Source organism: Mucilaginibacter sp. (assembly GCF_028288105.1).
GTDB lineage: Bacteria > Bacteroidota > Bacteroidia > Sphingobacteriales > Sphingobacteriaceae > Mucilaginibacter.
This window is the reverse complement of the sequence record NZ_JAQBOI010000253.1, coordinates 1-19,568: the sequence shown is the minus strand read 5'-3', so window position 1 is coordinate 19,568 and position 19,568 is coordinate 1. Positions and strand designations below refer to the sequence as shown.

At 42.6% G+C, this 19,568-nt stretch carries 14 protein-coding genes; 7 read left to right on the top strand and 7 right to left on the bottom strand.

Annotated features, from left to right (window positions below; genetic code table 11):
• Window positions 1-104: 104 nt before the first annotated feature.
• Window positions 105-2,957, bottom strand: a complete 2,853-nt coding sequence (leuS, locus tag JWQ85_RS17190; RefSeq protein WP_299470182.1) for a leucine--tRNA ligase — start codon at window positions 2,955-2,957, stop codon at window positions 105-107.
• A gap of 186 nt (window positions 2,958-3,143) precedes the next feature.
• Between leuS and JWQ85_RS17185 the strand changes: the two genes are divergently transcribed.
• Together JWQ85_RS17185 and JWQ85_RS17180 are read left to right on the top strand one after the other, a co-directional pair.
• Window positions 3,144-3,527 carry a DUF1634 domain-containing protein gene (locus tag JWQ85_RS17185; protein ID WP_299470180.1) on the top strand — a complete coding sequence of 128 codons (384 nt, stop codon included), beginning with the start codon at window positions 3,144-3,146 and terminating at the stop codon, window positions 3,525-3,527.
• A 21-nt stretch (window positions 3,528-3,548) separates the two neighbouring features.
• Window positions 3,549-3,782, top strand: a complete 234-nt coding sequence (locus tag JWQ85_RS17180; RefSeq protein WP_299470178.1) for a KTSC domain-containing protein — start codon at window positions 3,549-3,551, stop codon at window positions 3,780-3,782.
• Here the strand turns inward: JWQ85_RS17180 and JWQ85_RS17175 are convergent.
• Entirely contained in the window at window positions 3,779-6,214 is a 2,436-nt protein-coding gene (locus tag JWQ85_RS17175; RefSeq protein ID WP_299470176.1) for an outer membrane beta-barrel protein, read from the bottom strand. The two genes, JWQ85_RS17180 and JWQ85_RS17175, sit on opposite strands and share 4 nt — an antisense overlap.
• Before the next feature lie 190 nt (window positions 6,215-6,404).
• On the opposite strand from JWQ85_RS17175, the gene JWQ85_RS17170 reads away from it, so the two are divergent.
• Complete coding sequence (locus tag JWQ85_RS17170; RefSeq protein WP_299470174.1) at window positions 6,405-7,688, top strand: alpha/beta hydrolase; 1,284 nt, start codon at window positions 6,405-6,407, stop codon at window positions 7,686-7,688.
• Window positions 7,689-7,763: 75 nt separating this feature from the next.
• On the opposite strand, the gene JWQ85_RS17165 is transcribed toward JWQ85_RS17170, so the two are convergent.
• Window positions 7,764-8,240 carry a DinB family protein gene (locus tag JWQ85_RS17165; protein WP_299470172.1) on the bottom strand — a complete coding sequence of 159 codons (477 nt, stop codon included), beginning with the start codon at window positions 8,238-8,240 and terminating at the stop codon, window positions 7,764-7,766.
• 92 nt (window positions 8,241-8,332) lie between these two features.
• On the opposite strand from JWQ85_RS17165, the gene JWQ85_RS17160 reads away from it, so the two are divergent.
• From JWQ85_RS17160 to JWQ85_RS17145, 4 genes are all read left to right on the top strand, one after another.
• Entirely contained in the window at window positions 8,333-10,105 is a 1,773-nt protein-coding gene (locus JWQ85_RS17160; protein ID WP_299470170.1) for a DUF885 domain-containing protein, read from the top strand.
• 227 nt (window positions 10,106-10,332) lie between these two features.
• A complete protein-coding gene (locus JWQ85_RS17155) occupies window positions 10,333-11,889 on the top strand; it encodes an amino acid permease (RefSeq protein ID WP_299470169.1) in 1,557 nt (518 codons plus the stop codon).
• Window positions 11,890-11,970: 81 nt separating this feature from the next.
• Entirely contained in the window at window positions 11,971-13,137 is a 1,167-nt protein-coding gene (locus JWQ85_RS17150; protein ID WP_299470167.1) for an MFS transporter, read from the top strand.
• A 4-nt stretch (window positions 13,138-13,141) separates the two neighbouring features.
• Window positions 13,142-13,711 (top strand): MarC family protein, encoded by a 570-nt coding sequence (locus JWQ85_RS17145; protein WP_299470165.1) that lies wholly within the window; start codon window positions 13,142-13,144, stop codon window positions 13,709-13,711.
• Window positions 13,712-13,853: 142 nt separating this feature from the next.
• On the opposite strand, the gene JWQ85_RS17140 is transcribed toward JWQ85_RS17145, so the two are convergent.
• The 4 genes from JWQ85_RS17140 to guaA form a co-directional block, all read right to left on the bottom strand.
• Window positions 13,854-16,259 carry an ABC transporter permease gene (locus tag JWQ85_RS17140; protein ID WP_299470163.1) on the bottom strand — a complete coding sequence of 802 codons (2,406 nt, stop codon included), beginning with the start codon at window positions 16,257-16,259 and terminating at the stop codon, window positions 13,854-13,856.
• A 108-nt stretch (window positions 16,260-16,367) separates the two neighbouring features.
• Window positions 16,368-17,549: an RsmB/NOP family class I SAM-dependent RNA methyltransferase gene (locus JWQ85_RS17135; RefSeq protein WP_299470161.1), complete on the bottom strand. Its 1,182-nt coding sequence runs from the start codon at window positions 17,547-17,549 to the stop codon at window positions 16,368-16,370.
• Window positions 17,546-18,796 (bottom strand): hypothetical protein, encoded by a 1,251-nt coding sequence (locus tag JWQ85_RS17130; RefSeq protein WP_299470159.1) that lies wholly within the window; start codon window positions 18,794-18,796, stop codon window positions 17,546-17,548. The genes JWQ85_RS17135 and JWQ85_RS17130 overlap by 4 nt, the downstream gene beginning before the upstream one ends.
• The coding region (gene guaA, locus JWQ85_RS17125; RefSeq protein WP_299470157.1) for a glutamine-hydrolyzing GMP synthase at window positions 18,753-19,568 on the bottom strand (816 nt) is incomplete at its 5' end. The genes JWQ85_RS17130 and guaA, both read right to left, overlap by 44 nt.

The window sequence follows — 19,568 nt, the reverse complement described above, 5'->3', positions numbered from 1 at the left end:
TACATGTAAAGTAATGTATATGTTACACTAAGGTGCAACAAAAAGCCCTGTAGATTGCTGCTCCTTCAGGGGATTCACAACGTACAGGGGCTTTGGTATTTATATTAGATTACTATGTTAACAATGCGGCCTTTTACTACAATTACCTTTTTAGGGGTTTTACCATCCAGGTATTTTTGTACATCGGCATTGGCTAAAATGGCCGCTTCAATATCGGCCGCTTCCATTGTTAATGATAGGCTAACGTTGGTTTTCATTTTACCGTTAAAAGATACGGGGTAGCTAAATTCATCCTCAACCAAATAAGCCGGGTTAAATTTTGGATAAGCAGCTGTTGATATAGTGCCTGCGTCGTTGCCAAGCAACACCCAAAGTTCCTCGCAAATATGCGGGGCGTAGGGGGCAAGTGCAATTACCAGTTCGTGCAGTATAGCGCGTTTATTACATTTAAGATCGGTTAATTCGTTAACGGCTATCATAAAGCTGGATACCGATGTATTGAACGAGAAACGCTCTATATCTTCTTCCACCTTACGGATGATCTTGTGCAACGATTTTAACTCGGCTTTAGTAGGGGCTTCGTTAACTACAATAAAGTTCCAGTCCGCATCATGGAATAACCTCCAAAATTTACGCAGAAACTTAAACACACCCTCAATGCCATTGGTATTCCAAGGCTTGCTTTGCTCCAGCGGACCTAAGAACATCTCGTACATACGCAGTGTATCAGCACCATAACGGGCAATCAGCTCATCCGGGTTAACAACGTTGAATTTAGATTTCGACATTTTCTCCACTTCAACACCGCAGATGTATTTGCCGTTCTCCAGTATAAATTCAGCATCAGCAAACTCGGGGCGGAACTCCTTGAATTTGTTAAGGTTTAAAACTTCGTTCTCAACTATGTTTACATCAACATGTAATGGCGAGGTTTTATGATCTTTGATCAAACCATGAGAAACAAAAGTGTTTGTACCCTTGCCCATATCATCAATTAACCGGTATACAAAATTACTTCTGCCCTGTATCATCCCCTGGTTGATCAGCTTTTTGAAAGGCTCTTCCTCAACTACTTTGCCAATATCCTTCAAAAACTTATTCCAGAAACGGCTGTACAAAAGGTGCCCGGTAGCATGCTCGCTGCCGCCAATGTACAGGTCAACATCTTTCCAGTATTCAATCGCTTCGCGCGATGCAAATTCCTTATCGTTATGGGCATCCATATAGCGGTACCAGTACCAGCTGCTACCCGCCCAACCCGGCATGGTGCTTAGTTCGTATTCACCTTCAGGATGTTTCCAGTCTGTGGCGCGGCCCAATGGAGGTTCACCGGTTTCAGTTGGCAGGTATTTATCAATTTCGGGTAGTAATAAAGGCAGGTGTTCTTCCCCAATTAAATAAGGTAAACCGCCTTTAAAGTAAACCGGTACCGGCTCGCCCCAGTAACGCTGACGGCCAAAAATAGCATCGCGCATCCTGAAGTTCACTTTTGCCTTACCCAAGCCCAAAGCTTCTAATTTGGCAACCACAGCGGCGGTTGCTTCTTTATAGCCCAAGCCGTTCATAAAGTCGGAGTTGATGTATTTACCTTCCTTGGTTGGGTCGGCCTCTACTTCAATATTTTGTATATCGATAATAGGGATTATCGGCAGGTTAAAATGCTTCGCGAATAAATAATCGCGCTGATCGCCTGATGGTACGGCCATAACAGCACCGGTACCATATCCTGCCAAAACGTAATCGGCTATCCAAACCGGTATTTTATCACCATTAAGCGGGTTAGTTACATAACTGCCGGTAAAAGCACCAGATACAGTTTTTGTATCGGCCATACGGTCAAGCTCGCTTTTCTTTTTAGTTTGAACGATGTAGGCATCAATATCGGCCTTTTGTTCGGGCGTGGTTAGGCTTGCAACCAATTCATGCTCTGGCGCAACAACCACGAAACTCACACCAAAAATGGTATCAACACGGGTGGTGAACACTTCAATGTAGGAAGCCTCACCCCGGCCCTCTCCAAAGGAGAGGGAGTTATTATCTTCTTCTGAGGTCCTCTCCTTTGGAGAGGATTTAGGTGAGGCTAATGGGAACCTTACAGAAGCACCTACACTTTTACCAATCCAGTTGCGCTGCATTTCTTTTAGCGGCTCGGGCCAGTCAATAGTATCAAGGCCTTCTAATAAACGCTGGGCATAGGCGGTAATGCGCATGCTCCATTGCGTCATTTTCTTTTGTTCAACAGGGTAACCACCACGTTCGCTAAAGCCGTCTTTCACTTCGTCGTTAGCCAATACGGTACCCAGTGCAGCACACCAGTTAACAGTGCTTTCGCGCAAGTAGGTTAAACGATATTTTAATAGTTCGGCTTGATGCTCATATTCGCTCATAGCCTTCCACTCATCGGCGGTAAAGCTTAAAATTTCTTCATCGCAAACGGCATTTATACCAGCCGAGCCTTTGGTTTCAAAATGCTCAACCAGTTTGGCAATGCTTTCGGCCTTATCGGCATCTTTATTATACCAGCTATTAAACAGTTGTATAAAGATCCATTGTGTCCATTTATAATAATTGGGCGAACTGGTGCGCACCTCCCTTTCCCAATCAAACGAGAACCCTATCTGGTCAAGCTGGCGGCGGTAAGTAGCAATATTATCTTCGGTAGTAACCGATGGATGCTGCCCGGTTTGTATAGCATATTGCTCGGCAGGTAAACCAAAGCTATCGTAACCCATAGGGTGCAATACGTTAAAGCCCTTTAAGCGCTTGTAACGTGCAAAAATATCAGAGGCTATATAACCCAGCGGATGCCCAACATGCAAGCCCGCACCCGATGGGTAAGGGAACATATCCAGCACATAGTATTTTGGTTTGTTGGTTTTGTTTTCGGCCCTAAAGGTTTTATTATCAGCCCAAAACTTCTGCCACTTCTGCTCTATATCTTTAAATTGATAGTCCATTTGCTTATTTACCGTATGAGGTTGCGAAAATAGTAAAAACTGCTTTAACATCCGCGTTTACAGGGGAGTTTCAATAAAGTCTATATATTATATAGGTTAACATTAAAGTTGGCAGGCTATTTTTTAACACTTATTTTCGGCAAATGTTGTTGGTATTTATATGCCCTAACAATCCCAAATTAAACAATGACAAATAAGTTTAAAGATAAAGACATACAGGCTATAATAGGATGGGTACTGCGTGCCGGTGTTTTTGTATCTATGCTTGTGGTTTTTATTGGTGGTGTTATTTACCTGTACCGCCACGGGCAAAGCACTGCAAACTACCACGAATTTAAGGGGATTCCCGATTTTGTGCATAGTGCATCGGGCATTATAAATGGTATAGTAAATTTCAGGGGGCGCGCTATTATACAGGCAGGCATTATTTTGTTGATAGCTACGCCAATTGTAAGGGTTGTTTTTAGTGCCATTGGGTTTATTATAGAAAAAGACCATTTATATACCGGCATCACCATTATTGTTTTGCTAATTATTCTTATCAGCGCATTTAGCGGCCACGCAGGTTAATTTTTTAAAACCATTTTGGCTTTGCCCTGCTATATTTATATGCGCAGGCGGGCAGTACAATCATCGGCTTTACAAAGCATTGGCTACGATGCTGAAAAACACATTCTTGAACTGGAGTTTAAGGAAGATAGCGGTGTTTGGCAATATTTTAATTTTAAGCCGGCAGCCTATAAAAAATTTGTTAACAGCGAATCGTTAGGCAACTTTTTTGTAACCCGGATAAAAGGCAAATATCCCGAAGAGAAAGTGGATTAATTCACCCCATTCATACGTTTCTGTTCCTCTTCGCTGCCTGTTCTGTGGCGGGCGGCCCCTTTTACAGACGTTTTGCCAAATCGATAGCTAAAGCTTAGTGTTACCACCCGGTACTCTCTGCGGTCAACCGTATAACGGTCAAGGTTTTGGTATTTGGTAGATGAACGGTCGCGGTTGGTGTTAAAAATATCATTCGCAACAAGGCTCAGTTTCCCCAGCTTATTCCATAGCTGCATACTTACTCCCGCCTCAACGTAGTAATTTGCTTTAAACTGGTTGATGCCGTAAAGTGTGGGCGTTTCATAATGGCCGGCAACTTCGGCACCTAATACACTGCTTATGTTAAAACTTTGAACGGTATTAACGATCAAATCACCCGTGCTTCTATCAAAGTCGCCATACTGCGGGTCGGCAATATAGCGCTGGTAAGAGGCATCTACATCATAGCTGCTGGTCCACCAGGTGTTAAATTTAATTGGAGCTGTAATATTTATGCCGATAGTATGTACCCGCCCCAGGTTTACATCGGTATTCAGGATAACTTTGGTAGCATCATCCTGTGCATAAAAAGGGAACGATGCGCCTGTAGCTAATATAGCATACAGCTTTGTATTTATTTCCTGGTTGTAGGTATGCGTTAAACTAAGGGTATTTGCATACACAGGCCTTAAGTAAGCGTTACCCGCCTGGTAGTTGTAAAGATCGATAAAGTAAAGGAATGGATTAAGCTTATCATATATTGGCCTTGATACACCCCGCGTAAACGTTAACGCATAATCGTTTTTATCATTATAATGATAGTTTAACAATATGGTTGGGAAGAGGTTGAAATAGTTGCGTTTAGTATTATTGCCCTGCGTAACCGAGTTGCCATCAGAGCTGGTATATTCGCCCCGCACACCCGCGTTTAAATCCAATTTTCCAAATTTGCCACTATAATTTACATAGCCAGCACCAATGCGCTCCGTATAAATGAAATAGTTGCTGAAGATAGTATCGACGGTATATACGTTGCCTACTTTTGGCCCAAAAATTAGGTTGTTATCTGTTTTAGTACTGCTGAATTTTAAACCTGCTTCAAATTTAGCGCCTTTTGGCAGTGGGCTACTATAATCTAACAATGCCGAAAAGTTACTCATTTTTGTGGGCGAAAGATTTTCTAAAAGCAGAGGGTCGCGGTAAATATTGCCTGCACCATTAAAAAAGTTATTGGTAATGTACTCGTCAGAGTGGCGGTTATTGGTAGTATAGGTTACGTTTGCCGATAGGGTGCGACCGGTACTATCCAGCTTGCCCGAGTAATTTAAATTATAACTAAAGTTGTGGATATCCCTGTCAAGATCTGAGTGCGCTTTAATAGTAGAATCTTTTATGCCCTGATTGTAAATAGTTAAGGTATTATCTTTCTGGTAATCGGTGCCGTTTAAATTACCACTTACTAAAAAACCTATGGTTTGCCTGGCCGATAGAAAGAAATCGGTACCTAACCTGAAATTGTTCGTAAGGTTTTCATACACACTTCTATACATAGTATTATAGCTGCTTTGCACACCCTGATAGGTTATCTTTCGGTCGGTATCAAAGTTTTTAAAGGTTTTATAGGCCGATAAATTATAGCTGCCAAAAATATTATAATGATCGGTACGGTTGTTAAATGCGATACCCGTATTGGCCTTGTAGTATTTACCATACCCTGTAGATGCAGTGAAGGTTCCGTTTGTGCCAATGTTTTTGCCCTTTTTCATTACAATGTTAACTATACCGCCTGCAGCAGCGTCATACCTGGGCGAACCGCCGGTTATAATTTCCATACGGTCGACATTGCTCCCTTGCGTGCTTTTAAGTAATGCAGCAAGGTCTGCACCCGATAGGTTAGTTGCTTTGCCATCTATCAGTATCAATGCTTCCTGCCTGCCACTAACGCTAATGTTATCGCCGTTATCAACCCGCACACCTGGCGATTGTCTTAAAATATCGAGCACCGATTGGCCATCGGCAATAATACTGGCTGCAGGGTTAATGATCATTTTGCCGGGCCTTACTTCAACATAAGGTGTTTTGCCAACAATGGACACCTCTTTTAGCTCGTTGCTAATGGCAGTTAACTGGATATTGGGGACGATAAGCGTTTGATTCGTTTTAACGGTATAGGTAGGGGAATAAGCTTTTTTGTAACCAAGCCTTGTTGCTAAAATGGTATAAGTACCGGCAGGTGCATTCAAAAATTGATATGCACCTTTATAATTAACCAGTGCGGACATAACCACAGAGGAATCGGGCAGGTTTAATAAAATAACGGTTGCAGCCTCGGCAGCCTGGTTATTTTGTATTAAAACATTACCACGTATTACAGAAGAGCCCGTTTGGGCGTAACAAAAACTAAATAAACTTGTAAGGAAAGCTATAAAAAAGCATCCGAATTTAACCCTCATTAATGTACCTCGTAGAAATTCTCTATAGTGTTTCCTTTAAAAAAGTTAATATAACAACAATATTACAACTGGTAAAATCTAATGGCGCTTTTTACGCATTATACTATTAAATGTTGCTTAAGTTTATTACTATAAAAAGTGAAATCCTTTCTATTTTATTAATTTCGCCAAACGGACTTATATTTATACCATGAAGAAAATATACTTTATAGCATTTGTTTTATTATTGGCCGCACAGCTTAAGGCGCAAGATCAGCCTGCTAACTATGCAGTAGTTGCTAATAAATTTAAGCAGTTTTATAATAACAACCAGCCGGATAGCATTTTTAATATGTTTAGTGCTGAAATGAAGGCCAGCTTACCGCTTGATAAGTTTAAACCTACTACGATACAGTTAAAATCGCAGTTGGGCGCGTTAAACAAAACAGATTTTTTAAAGTATAACCAACCCTTAGCGGTTTATAAGGCAACTTTTGACAAGGCCGTTTTTCTGCTGAATATATCGCTTAACAACCAAAATAAAATAATTGGACTATTGCTAAGCCCTTATGCAGAAGAAGCTAAAACAATAGCACTTGACGCTTCATTAAAAGAATCGCCAATTTTGCTTAAAACGTTTTCGGGATCTATTTCGGGTACGTTAACCACACCTGCAAATGCCACAGGTAAAATACCCGTTGTACTAATAATACCAGGCTCGGGCCCAACCGATAGGGACGGTAACGGCGCTAAGCTGGGTTTAAATGGTAACACCTACAAAATGCTGGCGAATGATCTGGGGAAAAATGGCATTGCCACTTTACGGTACGATAAACGCCTGGTAGGCCAAAGCGTTAGCACTACCAAAGAAAAAGAACTGCGTTTTGAAGATTATGTTGATGACGCCGTTGGTTTGATAAACCTGTTGAGCGAAGATCAGCGTTTTTCAAAGGTTATAGTTTTAGGCCACAGCGAAGGCGCGCTTGTAGGGGTATTAGCTATACGCGATCAACCGGCTAATGCCTATATTTCTGTTGCCGGTGCGGGCAGGCAGGCCGATCTTATTGTTACCGAGCAAATGAAATCGCAGCCGAAATATATTGCCGATAACTTTAAAACCATGCTGGATAGCCTGCGTAAAGGTAAATTTACTGATAATATCGACCCCAAGCTATACCCAATAGCCCGCCCGGATATTCAACCTTATTTAATGTCGTGGTTTAGGTATGTGCCTACAAAAGAGATAAAGAAAGCCAAAATGCCTGTATTGATTTTGCAGGGAACAACGGATATACAGGTGCCTGTTACGGATGCCGAACTATTGAAGAAAGCAAAATCTGATGCCACCCTTGTTATTATCCCCGGCATGAACCACATATTAAAAGAGGCCCCTGCCGATAAGGAACAAAATATGGCCACCTATAGTAAACCAGACCTGCCCCTAAAGCCCGAACTGGTAACCAGCATAGTGAACTTTGTAAAGGGATTAAAATAGATGTGCAAATGTGCGGATCTGCAGGTGTGCAAATGAAATCATCTGCATATCTGCACATTTGAAATCTGCACATCTTCACGCTTTCCAGGCGCCCAACAATCTCCTTAATAAAACTATTTCTGCAGTATGATATGCATTATGATCTGCTATTTGAAGTGCTTCGCGTAATATGCTTTGCCCATCGCCATGCGGAATATTCTCGTAGATATCGCCGCTTTTTAACAGCGCTATAAATTCATCCCTGTCGGTATTGATCTGTTCAATGGTTTTATTCCAGGCGGCATCATCTGCCGGGCTGCTTTCTTTTGGCCAGTAATCATCAGGCCAGTTAGGCGATTGATGATTGCCATCTTTACTAAATTCCAGCATGTCCCACTGTGCAATACGAATATGCTCGGCCAGTTGCCATATGCTATAGGGCAGGTTATTGGGCTTAACGCCCCTTAAATTTGCCGGTAATCCATCAAGGGCATCCTTTAAAGTAGCGTGTGCGCCGCCGCCATTAAGCAGTTTTATTAATTCATTTATTAGCAATTGGTGCTGTTGATCCATAATAATGTTTCTTATTTAACAAATTAGATACACGTTTGATTTATATGGCTCAAAAGTTTTAAGTTTATGCACCAAAGCAAAACTGTAACATAGTGATCAAAAAAATACTATTACTTGCCCTTTACGTGGCTGCATTTACAGCCTGTAAAAAGGAAGGCGAATCGAGCCAGGAGCTGTCATTAAAAGACGATGTTGCCTTTACAGCCTATGAAGGCCATTTTTTAGATGAACTGTGGAAGAATAACCCGGATTGGGCAACTAGTGTAGGCTATCATAAATACGATAGTGTTTTGCTGATACCTAATGCTAAAACCAGGGAGCAGGCCATTAAGTTTGCCAAGGTACAGATGGATTCGTTGAGCCGTTACGAGGTTAACAGCCTGAATGATGCCAATAAGATGGACCATCGGATGATGCAAAACCAGATGGAAAGCCTGCAATGGCATAATGAACAACTAAAAGCATACGAGTGGGACCCATCGTCATATAACGTAATAGGCACATTTGCTGCTATCCTTAACGAGCCTTATGCCCCGCTTACCAAACGCCTGCGCAGTTTTTATCAAAAAATGGCAAACATTCCGCTCTATTATAAAGAAGCGGAAAAGCAATTAAAAAACCCCGTTGCCGAACTTACCGAGCTTGCTATTGACCAGCACCTGGGTGGTGTAAGTGTTATTGAAACCGACTTTGCCGATTCATTGAAAGAAACAAATATCCCTGCAGCTGAAAAAAAATTGATGCTCGACCGCGCAAAGATATCTGCCGATGCAATTAAAGGTTTTGCCACCTATTTAAAAGGGTTAAAAAATGATAAGCCACGCAGCTTTAGGTTGGGTAAGCAACTTTACGAACCTAAATTTAAATTTGATATACAGGCCGAGGGTACCGCTCAGCAAACCTATAACTCGGCAGTAGAGCGTAAAAAATATGTGCACCGCGAAATGGCAAAGTTAAGCCGGCAGCTTTGGCCAAAATATTTTGGCACGCAGCCTATACCAAAAGATTCGCTTGAATTTATAGGTAAATTGATAGATACACTATCGGCTAAACATGTTGCCCCTGGCGATTTTCAATCGGCTATTGAAAAGGAAATCCCCAAGCTAACCGCTTTTATAAAGAGCAAAGACCTGCTAACACTCGATCCATCAAAACCTTTAGTAGTACGTAAAGAGCCCGGCTATATGGCCGGTGTTGCAGGTGCATCTATAAGTTCGCCCGGGCCGTATGATAAAAGCGGCAACACCTATTATAATGTAGGCAGCCTGTCGGGCTGGTCGGCCGAGAAAGCAGAGAGCTATTTGCGCGAATACAATAATTATACCCTGCAAATACTATGTATCCACGAAGCCATACCCGGTCATTATACACAATTAGTGTATGCCAACCAGTCGCCAAGCTTAATAAAGTCAGTTTTGGGTAATGGCGCTATGGTTGAAGGCTGGGCGGTATTCAGCGAGCAAGAAATGATGGATGCGGGTTTTGGCGATAATGCACCCGAGATGCGCCTGATGTGGTACAAATGGCACCTGCGCTCGGTTTGTAATACCATATTAGATTATAGTGTGCACGCCGGTAACATGACCAAGGAGCAAGCCATTAAGATGCTTACTAAAGAGGCCTTTCAACAGCAAACAGAAGCCGACAATAAATGGAAACGCGTAAGTGTAAGCAGTGTACAACTCACCAGCTATTATACCGGGTATAAAGAAATAAACGCCCTGCACGAAGAGTGGAAGAAAAAACAGGCTGATAAATATAAGCTAAAACAGTTCAACGAAAAGTTTTTGAGTTATGGCAGTGCGCCGGTTAAGTTTATTAAAGAGGCGATGTTTGCCATACCCAAGATAGATACTAATCATTAAGGCAGATGCATGTTAAGGGCGAAGACCGGAGTAAAAAAAAGCCTATAAAGTAGCTTGGTTTTATAGATTTAATCAATTGTAAATATGCCTTGTATGCGTATTTTGCAACTTTTATTCTGTATAAACCCCTCTTAGTGTTGTTACATTCGCTCTTTAACTTTTCAATAAATTTAAGTACGTTTGGGCAACACGATTTTAACTATTACTGATCTTACTAAAAAATTAAAATGAAGTTATTTATCAAGAAACCGATAGCGCAATTAATGGCTGCATCGGCGGAAACGGAAAAGACATTAAAACGAACATTAGGCGTTGGGTCGCTTATTGCGCTGGGTATTGGTGCAATTATTGGAGCGGGTATTTTTGTGCGTACCGCAGCCGCAGCGGGTGAGCATGCGGGCCCTGCTGTAACTATTTCATTCCTTATTGCAGCCGCAGGTTGCGCGCTTGCAGGTTTATGCTATGCAGAATTTGCCAGTATGATACCTATCGCAGGTTCGGCTTATACTTATTCTTATGCAACGATGGGCGAGTTTATTGCCTGGATAATTGGTTGGGATTTAGTATTGGAATACGCTTTGGGTGCTGCAACTGTATCTATCGGATGGTCGCAGTATTTTAACGAATTTCTACATACATTCTTTAACGTGCATATACCGTTCATGTGGTCGCACTCGCCTCTTGAAGTATCAAACACTACAACTGGTATGTACGCCGCCGAACTGGGCCAGCATGGTTTTGTAAACCTGCCGGCAATATTTATTTTATTAATGCTAACGCTATTGCTTATCCGCGGTACTGCAGAATCTGCAGCGGTGAATAATATCATTGTGGTAATTAAAGTTGCTATTGTGTTAATGATAATTGGCTTTGGCTGGCACTTTATTAACCCCGCTTTACACACACCTTACATGATCCCTGCTGATGCCGGTGTTGTAAAGGTTAGTGCGGGTACGGTTAATTATGCCGATACATTTAACCATGGTTGGCTTGGCGTGTTACGCGGGGCAAGTGTTGTGTTCTTTGCATTTATTGGTTTTGACGCGGTATCAACCGCTGCGCAGGAAGCTAAGAACCCGCAAAGGGATATGCCAAAAGGTATTTTGATATCGCTGGTTATTTGTACCGCGCTTTATATCTTATTTTCACACGTATTAACAGGTTTAGTATCCTACAAAGAATTCCTGATACAAGGTAAGGAAGCATCTGTAAGTTATGCTATCAAGGCAGCAATGCCTGGTTACGGCTGGTTGGCTTCATTTGTAACGGTATCTATCCTTGCAGGTTTCTCTTCGGTTATCCTGGTAATGCTAATGGGCCAAACCCGTGTATTTTACACCATGAGTACTGATGGTTTGATCCCTAAAGTGTTTTCAAAATTACACCCAAAACACCGCACACCTTACAAATCACAATGGTTATTCTTTGTTTTTGTTTCCCTGTTTGCAGGCTTTATTCCTGATAAATATGTAGGCGACATGGTGAGCATCGGTACGCTGTTCGCGTTCGTACTGGTATGTTTAGGTATCTTCATTCTACGCAGAACAGATCCTGATCTTGTTCGTCCGTTTAAAACGCCATGGTATATGGTAGTTTGTCCGTTGGGCGCTATTATTTGTTTATGTATGATAGCCAGCGAAGGTTGGGAAAACTGGGCAAGGTTAATAGGCTGGTTGCTTATTGGCTTTATTATCTACTTTGGTTATAGCATAAAACGTTCACATGTTCGTAAAGGCGTTGTTGAACCTGCAAATGATCCAATTAACCCTAAATATGTTGAATAGGTAACATTGATATGATAAAACAAAAAAGGTTCTGTGCAAACAGAACCTTTTTTGTTTTAAACCCTTTTGTAAGGAATGAAAATGAGCCGGATACTATGGGTACTTGTATTTATTGCCATCATCAACTCTATGGGTTTTGGCATAATTATACCCTTGCTGTATCCGTACGGTAAAAAATTTGGAGTTACCGAGCATACTATTGGTTTACTTACCGCAGCGTACTCTATAGCGCAATTTTTTGCCACGCCGGTTTTAGGGTCGCTGTCTGATAAATTTGGCCGTAAACCATTGCTGGTTATCAGCCTGATAGGTACTTGTGCATCCTTTATTATATTTGGCTTAGCCAACAGTATTTTTGTGCTTTTTGCCGCGCGGATATTAGATGGTTTAACCGGCGGCAATATATCTGTAGCCCAGGCTATGGTATCAGATATATCCTCACCAAAAGAGCGGGCAAAAAACTTTGGGATATTAGGTTCGGCATTTGGGTTTGGTTTTGTAATAGGCCCTGCCATAGGGGGCTTGCTCAGTAAATTCGGGATGCAGGTTCCATTTTTTTTCGCAGCAGGGATAGCTATTTTGGGCGTGCTGTTAACCTTGTTTTTCCTGAAAGAAACCAACCAGAATAAAACCGGCAGATCGCCAATAAAGAAAAACCACTTCAGCTTTACATCGCTCGTAACTGTGTTAAAGAAACCTGTTATTGGTACAGCGGTGTTCACGGGGTTTTTATTGACCATGGCACAGTTTACTATGCTGATAGGCTTCCAAACCTTTAGTGTAGATGAGTTAAAATTGAACCCCACCCAGATAGGCCTTTTTTATGGCGGCTTTGGTATTAGCGGGATTTTGATGCAAATGCTGGTTCCAGTTGTTAAAAAAATAATATCATCACAGGCAGTAATACTGTTAATATCAACCTTGTTTTGTTTAGGGATGATGCTATTAGCCGGCTTTGCAACAGGCCTGGTCTTGTTTGCTATATCTGTAGGTATTTACGGCTTGTTTAACGGTTTGCGTAACCCTATGTTAAACGCCATTATAGCCGACCATAACGATGGCAACGAACGGGGCGAGGTAATGGGTGTAAACCAGGCGTACGCATCAATAGGGCAAACCTTAGGGCCTGTAACAGCAGGGCTTATTACTGCTATATCCATACATAGTATATTCTTTTTATCATCTTTATATATTTTAATTGCACTTTTGTTTAGTATTCGTTTAATTTCAAAAGAAAACACACCCTAAACCTATGCATCCATTAATCTTTAAAGAGATCCTTTCAGTAACCATGATCCTGTTCGCGATCATTGATATACTGGGCGCCATACCTGTAATTATTCAATTACGCCAAAAAGCGGGCCATATCGAATCTGAAAAAGCAAGTATAGCCGTATTGATATTGATGATAGCTTTCCTGTTTGTGGGCGATGAATTGCTGGCCGTAATAGGGCTGGATATATCATCTTTCGCTATAGCGGGTTCTATTGTGATATTTATTATAGCGTTGGAGATGGTGTTAGGTGTAAACTTTTTTAAAGAGGAAATGCCCGAATCTGTATCTATAGTCCCGCTGGCGTTCCCGCTGATAGCCGGTGCCGGTACCATGACAACTTTATTGTCCCTAAAATCTCAATATCAAACCCAAAACATCATCGTGGGTATCATAGTGAACACCATATTTGTTTACCTGGTACTTAAAAATGTAAAATGGCTGGAAAGACTGTTCGGTAAAACAGGCCTGCATATCCTGCGCAAAGCATTCGGGGTTATTTTGTTAGCTATCGCGATAAAGCTTTTCAGAAGTAATTCGGGGTTGTAGGAGAAGCCCCCTAACCCCCTGAAGGGGGAATTGAATTTAACGAGTAGCATTCTCAATGCTATCCATTGTGGTTACTTAATAAAAAGGGAATGCTTTTAAGCACTTCAAAGGCTCCCCCTTCAGGGGGCTGGGGGGCTTTTCCTCACTCGCTCCTCAAGCTCTTCACCGGGTTTGCCAGCGCTGCCTTTATAGTTTGCAGGCTTATTAACACTGCTGTTATCATAAGCAGCGCCACTACAGCTACCGCGAAGGGTACTGCCGTTAAACTTATCTTATAGGCATATCCGTTGAGCCATTTACTCATCATCCAGTAAGCCAGCGGGCAGGCAATGATCCCGGCAATAACAACCGTACCCAAAAAATCTTTCAGGAACAGGATCATTACATCCCTAACCGATGAACCCAGCACCTTGCGGATGCCTATCTCTTTGGTGCGCTTCTGGATGCTGAGGGATATCAGCCCCAGTACACCCAACAGCACAATAATTATAGCCAGCCCCGTTGCCAGGTATGATGCTTTTTTCAACTGCAGTTCGGTTTTGTATAGCTTGGCAAGGGCCTCATCCATAAAACCATATTCGAAAGGAGCGCCGGGTAAAACCTCGGCCCATTTCTTTTGCAGGGCTGCCAGACTGCTTTCTATATTGCCCGGCTTTAGTTTAATGGAGAAGTAGCGATAAAAAGGCGACCAGTTTACGTTAACAAAAGTTACAGGCGTTATGGGGGTTTGCATCGAGCCAAATTGAAAATCGGCTACTACGCCTCGTATGGTTAATGGGGGCATACCCTGTGCCTGGAACTGTTGGCCAATGGCGTCGTGCGCGGTTTTAAAGCCTAATGCTTTTAAGTGCTTTTCGTTAATTACAACTTCGGCCGAATCACTTGGCATGTATTGCGACTTGAAAAATTCACCGGCCTTAAGTGAGATGCCATAGGTTACCGCATATTGGTTATCAACTGTTAATACTTGTGATGCAAACGCCTGGTTTGGGTTGTCGGACATTTTGTAAGCCTGTATCCCGCCGCCACCGGCACCATCGGGAATTGCCCATGATAAAGCTACGGAACTTACCTGCGGTAATTGCGCCAGGCGATACCGTTTATCTTCCATTTTTTGTACGCCGGGTTTACTCCAGTCGCGCGGCAGCTGGGCGTAAACTACATAGTCTTTATCATAGCCCAGGTTTTTACTAAAGAACAGGTTGATCTGTTTGGAGATAACGATGGCGCAGATCAGCACCACAGCCGCTGTACCAAACTGAAAAGCGATAAGCGATTTGCGGAACAGCACATTATCTTTCACCCTGTCCAGCTTACCTTTAAGCGAGTCGATCGATTTTAGGGATGACAACACCAAGGCAGGGTATAAGCCTGCCAGCAGACCTATTACCAGCGCGAATGCTACCGGGATCAAATAAAAATATAGGGGGAAAGATAACAAACCGCTGATATCGGTGGCTAATAAATCTGCAAAGAATGGCCTTGCCAGCGCGTATATACCCAATGCTATTAAGGTTGCAATTAGTACCATTAAAACCGATTCGGTCAAAAACTGCCATATCAGTTGTTTTCTCAATCCACCCAAAACCTTACGGATGCCCATTTCTTTCATGCGTTGCGATGAGCGGCTGATGCAGATGTTCACAAAATTGATAACCGCCATCAACAAAATAAATAACGCTATTGACGACAGTGTGTAAAGCATCCTTTTGATAGTACCGCCGGCATCATTTATATAAAAGGACTTTAAAGAAACCAGGTAAGGCGTAAGGTTAGCCGCTATTTGCGGCGGGGCATTCCGTTTGATGAGACTTTTCATAGGGCCAATCAAAGCTTCGGGCTTAACACCTTTCTTTAGTTCTATCAGGCCAACAATAGCTGTATTATTCCATCCGTCTAAACTTCGCCCTAAGAACTTCGCAGCGGCAACCGGTAAAAAGAAAGTACTATTGCTGGCATCAATAACATTGGTAACCGAGTTCTTCTTGAGTTTATCCAGCACGCCTGTTATCATAAAATCGTGCTTGGTGCCGGTGAAACTTTCGATGGTTACCGACTGTCCAACAACATCGGTTTTGCCGAAGTATTTAATTGCCATCTCCTGCGTTATCACGGCCGAAAAAGGGTCATTTAAGGCCGTTTTAGGGTCGCCGTGTAACAACTTAAATCCGTAGGTAGTAATGAATGTGCTGTCCCCAACCTGCAAGCTTTCGCGGAAGTGCTTATCACCCTTTGATACGTTAGAGCTTACACCATCCCAGTGATAATAATTGGCAACCAGGTTTGGGTATTCCTCTTTCAGCGCCTTTGACATAGGGGCAAGGGCGGTTAACACATAGCCCATGTTCGGGTCTTTCCATTTACTTTGGATAATGTACTGGTTATCGGCGTTTTTCAGGTCGGCATTTACGTTAACCTCGTGCCATACATAGGCGGCTATCAGCAAGGTAAATGCAATACCAACAGATAAGCCGAATATATTAATGAGCGAGAAAAGCTTATGTTTCCAGATGTTTCTCCAGGCAATGGTAAAGTAGTTGTGCAGCATAGTGACGGGTTATGTTGAAACTAAATTAGCTGCTAATACACAAGTAATGAAAAGATTAACACTTTTTAACTTTCGTGTTAATTGCGGGAATAGCCTTGTTTCTTGATTCTAATTTCTTGATTCTTCTCCCGGTGCTATCATCCTCGCTACAAACATGGTATCCGCTTTGTTCTCATAACCGGTTAGCACTTTCATTTCTTCCAGTTTTAAACCCAGTTCTTTGGTGATGAAGTTTACGGCGTCTTCGTTTTCGGCTTTAAAGGCCGAGCAGGTAATGTAAATGAGCGGTTTACCCGGTTTAAGGTGTTTAGCCACATTGCGAACAATGGCTTGTTGCAGGCGTTTAAAAAAGTCGGTTTTATGGATCTCGAACTGGCTGATCATTTCGGGCGTTCGGCCCCATGTGCCAGAGCCGCTGCAGGGTGCATCCAATATAATTCCGTCAAACTCGTAGTTATATAAAAGCTGCTCGTTGTTCTCGGTCAAATCCATTACCTTTTTTTGATATTTGCGCAAGCCCGCCTGCTGGAAGCGCTCATCTAAATTGGAAAGGATAGATTCACGGATATCAGATACCACCAGTTTAATATCCGGCTCCAGGCTGTGCAGCAATAAGGATTTACCGCCCGATGCCGCGCAGGCGTCCCACCAGCTATCCCATTTTTCAGGCTTAAAGTAATTGGCAGTTTGCTGGGATGACAGGTCCTGCACCTCAAACCAATGCTGTTTGGCAAATATGGTTTCTAAGCGCGTACCGTTTGGTAACGAGAGGCAGCCATTGCCTTCATCCTTAAAAGTAACAGACGCTTTGGTAAGTTCGGCTTTAACCTGTGTTTCAAAGCCTTTAGTTACACGGATGAAAAGATCGGGCTGGATGAAAAACGATTTCAGAAAAGCATCTTTATCAATACCAGCCGAAAGCTGCGGCACCCAGGGAAAAACATCTTCCAGTTTAAAATCCGGATATGTAGCTTTTACAAGATTTATTTTTTCATCGATACTAAAACCTACACAGGCGGCCCAGTCGGGTTTAAAGTGCTGCAGAAAGGAGTTGCTTTGTGTGTTACATAGAAACTCTGCAACCATCAAACGTTCTTCGGATGGCAGATTGGGCAAGGCACGCCCCAGGCGAAAATAATTATAGATCAACCTGCCGGCAACGCGCCTGTCGGTTGAGCCCATTTGTTTGTTCTGACGATAAAAGCCGGGTAAAAATTTGCTTAAAGGCGTATCGGCAGGGAACTCACCCAATATGCGCTGAAACGTCTTTATTTGGTTTATGGCTTTCATTGTGCCTTTATTAGATCAAAATTTTGATATTTCAGGATATCTACATGGGTATTTATCCAGCCTAATCCCGGTTTTTTTATAAAGTGAAAGCTGTTATGTATGCCGGTAAAATCTTCCAGATCGGGCTTAGTAAAATCTTCCCCTTCAGCTAACATCTTTCCAAAGTATAGGCCCTGGTCAAATCCCTTTATAGCATAGTCGGTAGGCTCCGTATGGTAAGCATGGCGGTAACTGCGCAAAAAATCGTTGGTTTCGGCGCTTTTGTAATCCACCTTATCAGTTGATGTAATGTGGGTATTCAGTCGTTGCAAAAGGGCGGCTTTCAAAAAAGCGAATTTTTCCCAGTTGGGGTGGCCAAACAGGGTTACCGGATATTTTTTGGAAAGGGTATCCAGCGAACGCAGCGTAACCATCAGAAAAGCCTGTTTGGTTGATGGTACCAGAAATATGTTTTGATCTTTTGGGGATAATTGCGCTACCAACGGCGTTAGGTTGCCCCGTACTACCGTTATTGTTATTACCGATATCTTACGCTTGCTTAAACTATCAATAGTGTGTTTAAATGGGCTGGTATATAATTTCTCATCGCTAAAACCCGAGGTAAGAATGAATACCTTTTTTGGTTTTATACTTTTAGCGATATAGGTTGCCGCCCCTATGGCGTGATACTCCAGCGGTGGGGTCATGGTAACCAAATTCTGGTTTCGGAATGTTGCAGGGGCCGCAGGTGACAAAGGTGAAATAAGAGGTTTGCGCGGCGATGTAAGCATAGCCGAAAAGGCCTTAATGTCTTCGGGGAAAATAGGGCCCACTACCAGCTCACTGTTTTTTACCTGCGGGTTTATACCCAGGCTATGGGCCTGCGCAACATCATCCTTACTATCAAATACCTGTAATTTGTAGTTAGCGCCTGTAGCGGTTAACGAATCAAGGGCTAATTTAAAGCCTTGGTAATATTCAACCCCCATGTCGGCCTTTTTTAAATCGGCCGCACTGTAGGTTTTTCCCGCTGCAGCATTATCTAACACTAAAGGCAATATCAATGATATTACAGATGGTTTAACCTCTGCTGCTTTTACCGGAGGTTTTTCTTCTTCTTTTTCTGCAGGCTTTTCAGTTGTTGTTTTTACGGTAGATGAGGGTGCAGTTCGTACTTTAGGCGAACATGCACCTATTATCAGCGCTAAAACAAGTATAAACCACTTATTCCCACTCAATTGTGGCCGGTGGTTTCGAACTGATGTCATATACTACCCGGTTAATTCCTTTAACGTTGTTAATGATCTCGTTAGAGATCTTTGCAAGCAGATCATAAGGTAAATGGCACCAATCTGCTGTCATTCCGTCTAATGATTCTACCGCGCGAAGGCAAATTACGTTCTCGTAAGTACGCTCATCGCCCATAACACCTACCGATTGTACCGGTAAATAAATGGCGCCTGCCTGCCATACTTTATCATAAACACCACCAGAGCGCAAATTGTTGATATAAATCGCATCTGCCTGTTGTAATATATCAACTTTTTCTGGTGTAACATCGCCTAATATCCTGATCGCCAAACCTGGACCCGGGAAAGGGTGACGGCCTAATATATTCGGGTCGATACCTAAGGCCTTACCAACCCTGCGTACTTCATCTTTAAATAAAGTGTTTAGGGGTTCAACTACCTTCAGTTTCATAAAATCGGGCAAACCGCCAACGTTATGGTGCGATTTTATAGTTGCCGACGGACCTTTTACCGAAACAGACTCGATAACATCCGGGTAGATAGTACCCTGGCCAAGCCAGCTTACACCCTGTACCTCGTGAGCGGCATCGTCAAATACCTCTATGAATACACGACCAATGGCTTTACGTTTTTTCTCGGGGTCGCTTATGCCGGCCAATGCGTCGTAAAAACGTTGCTTGGCGTCAATCCCTTTTATATTAAGGCCCATGTGCTGGTACGAATCCAATACAGATTGGTATTCATCCTTGCGTAATAAGCCGTTATCAACAAATATACAATGCAGGTTTTT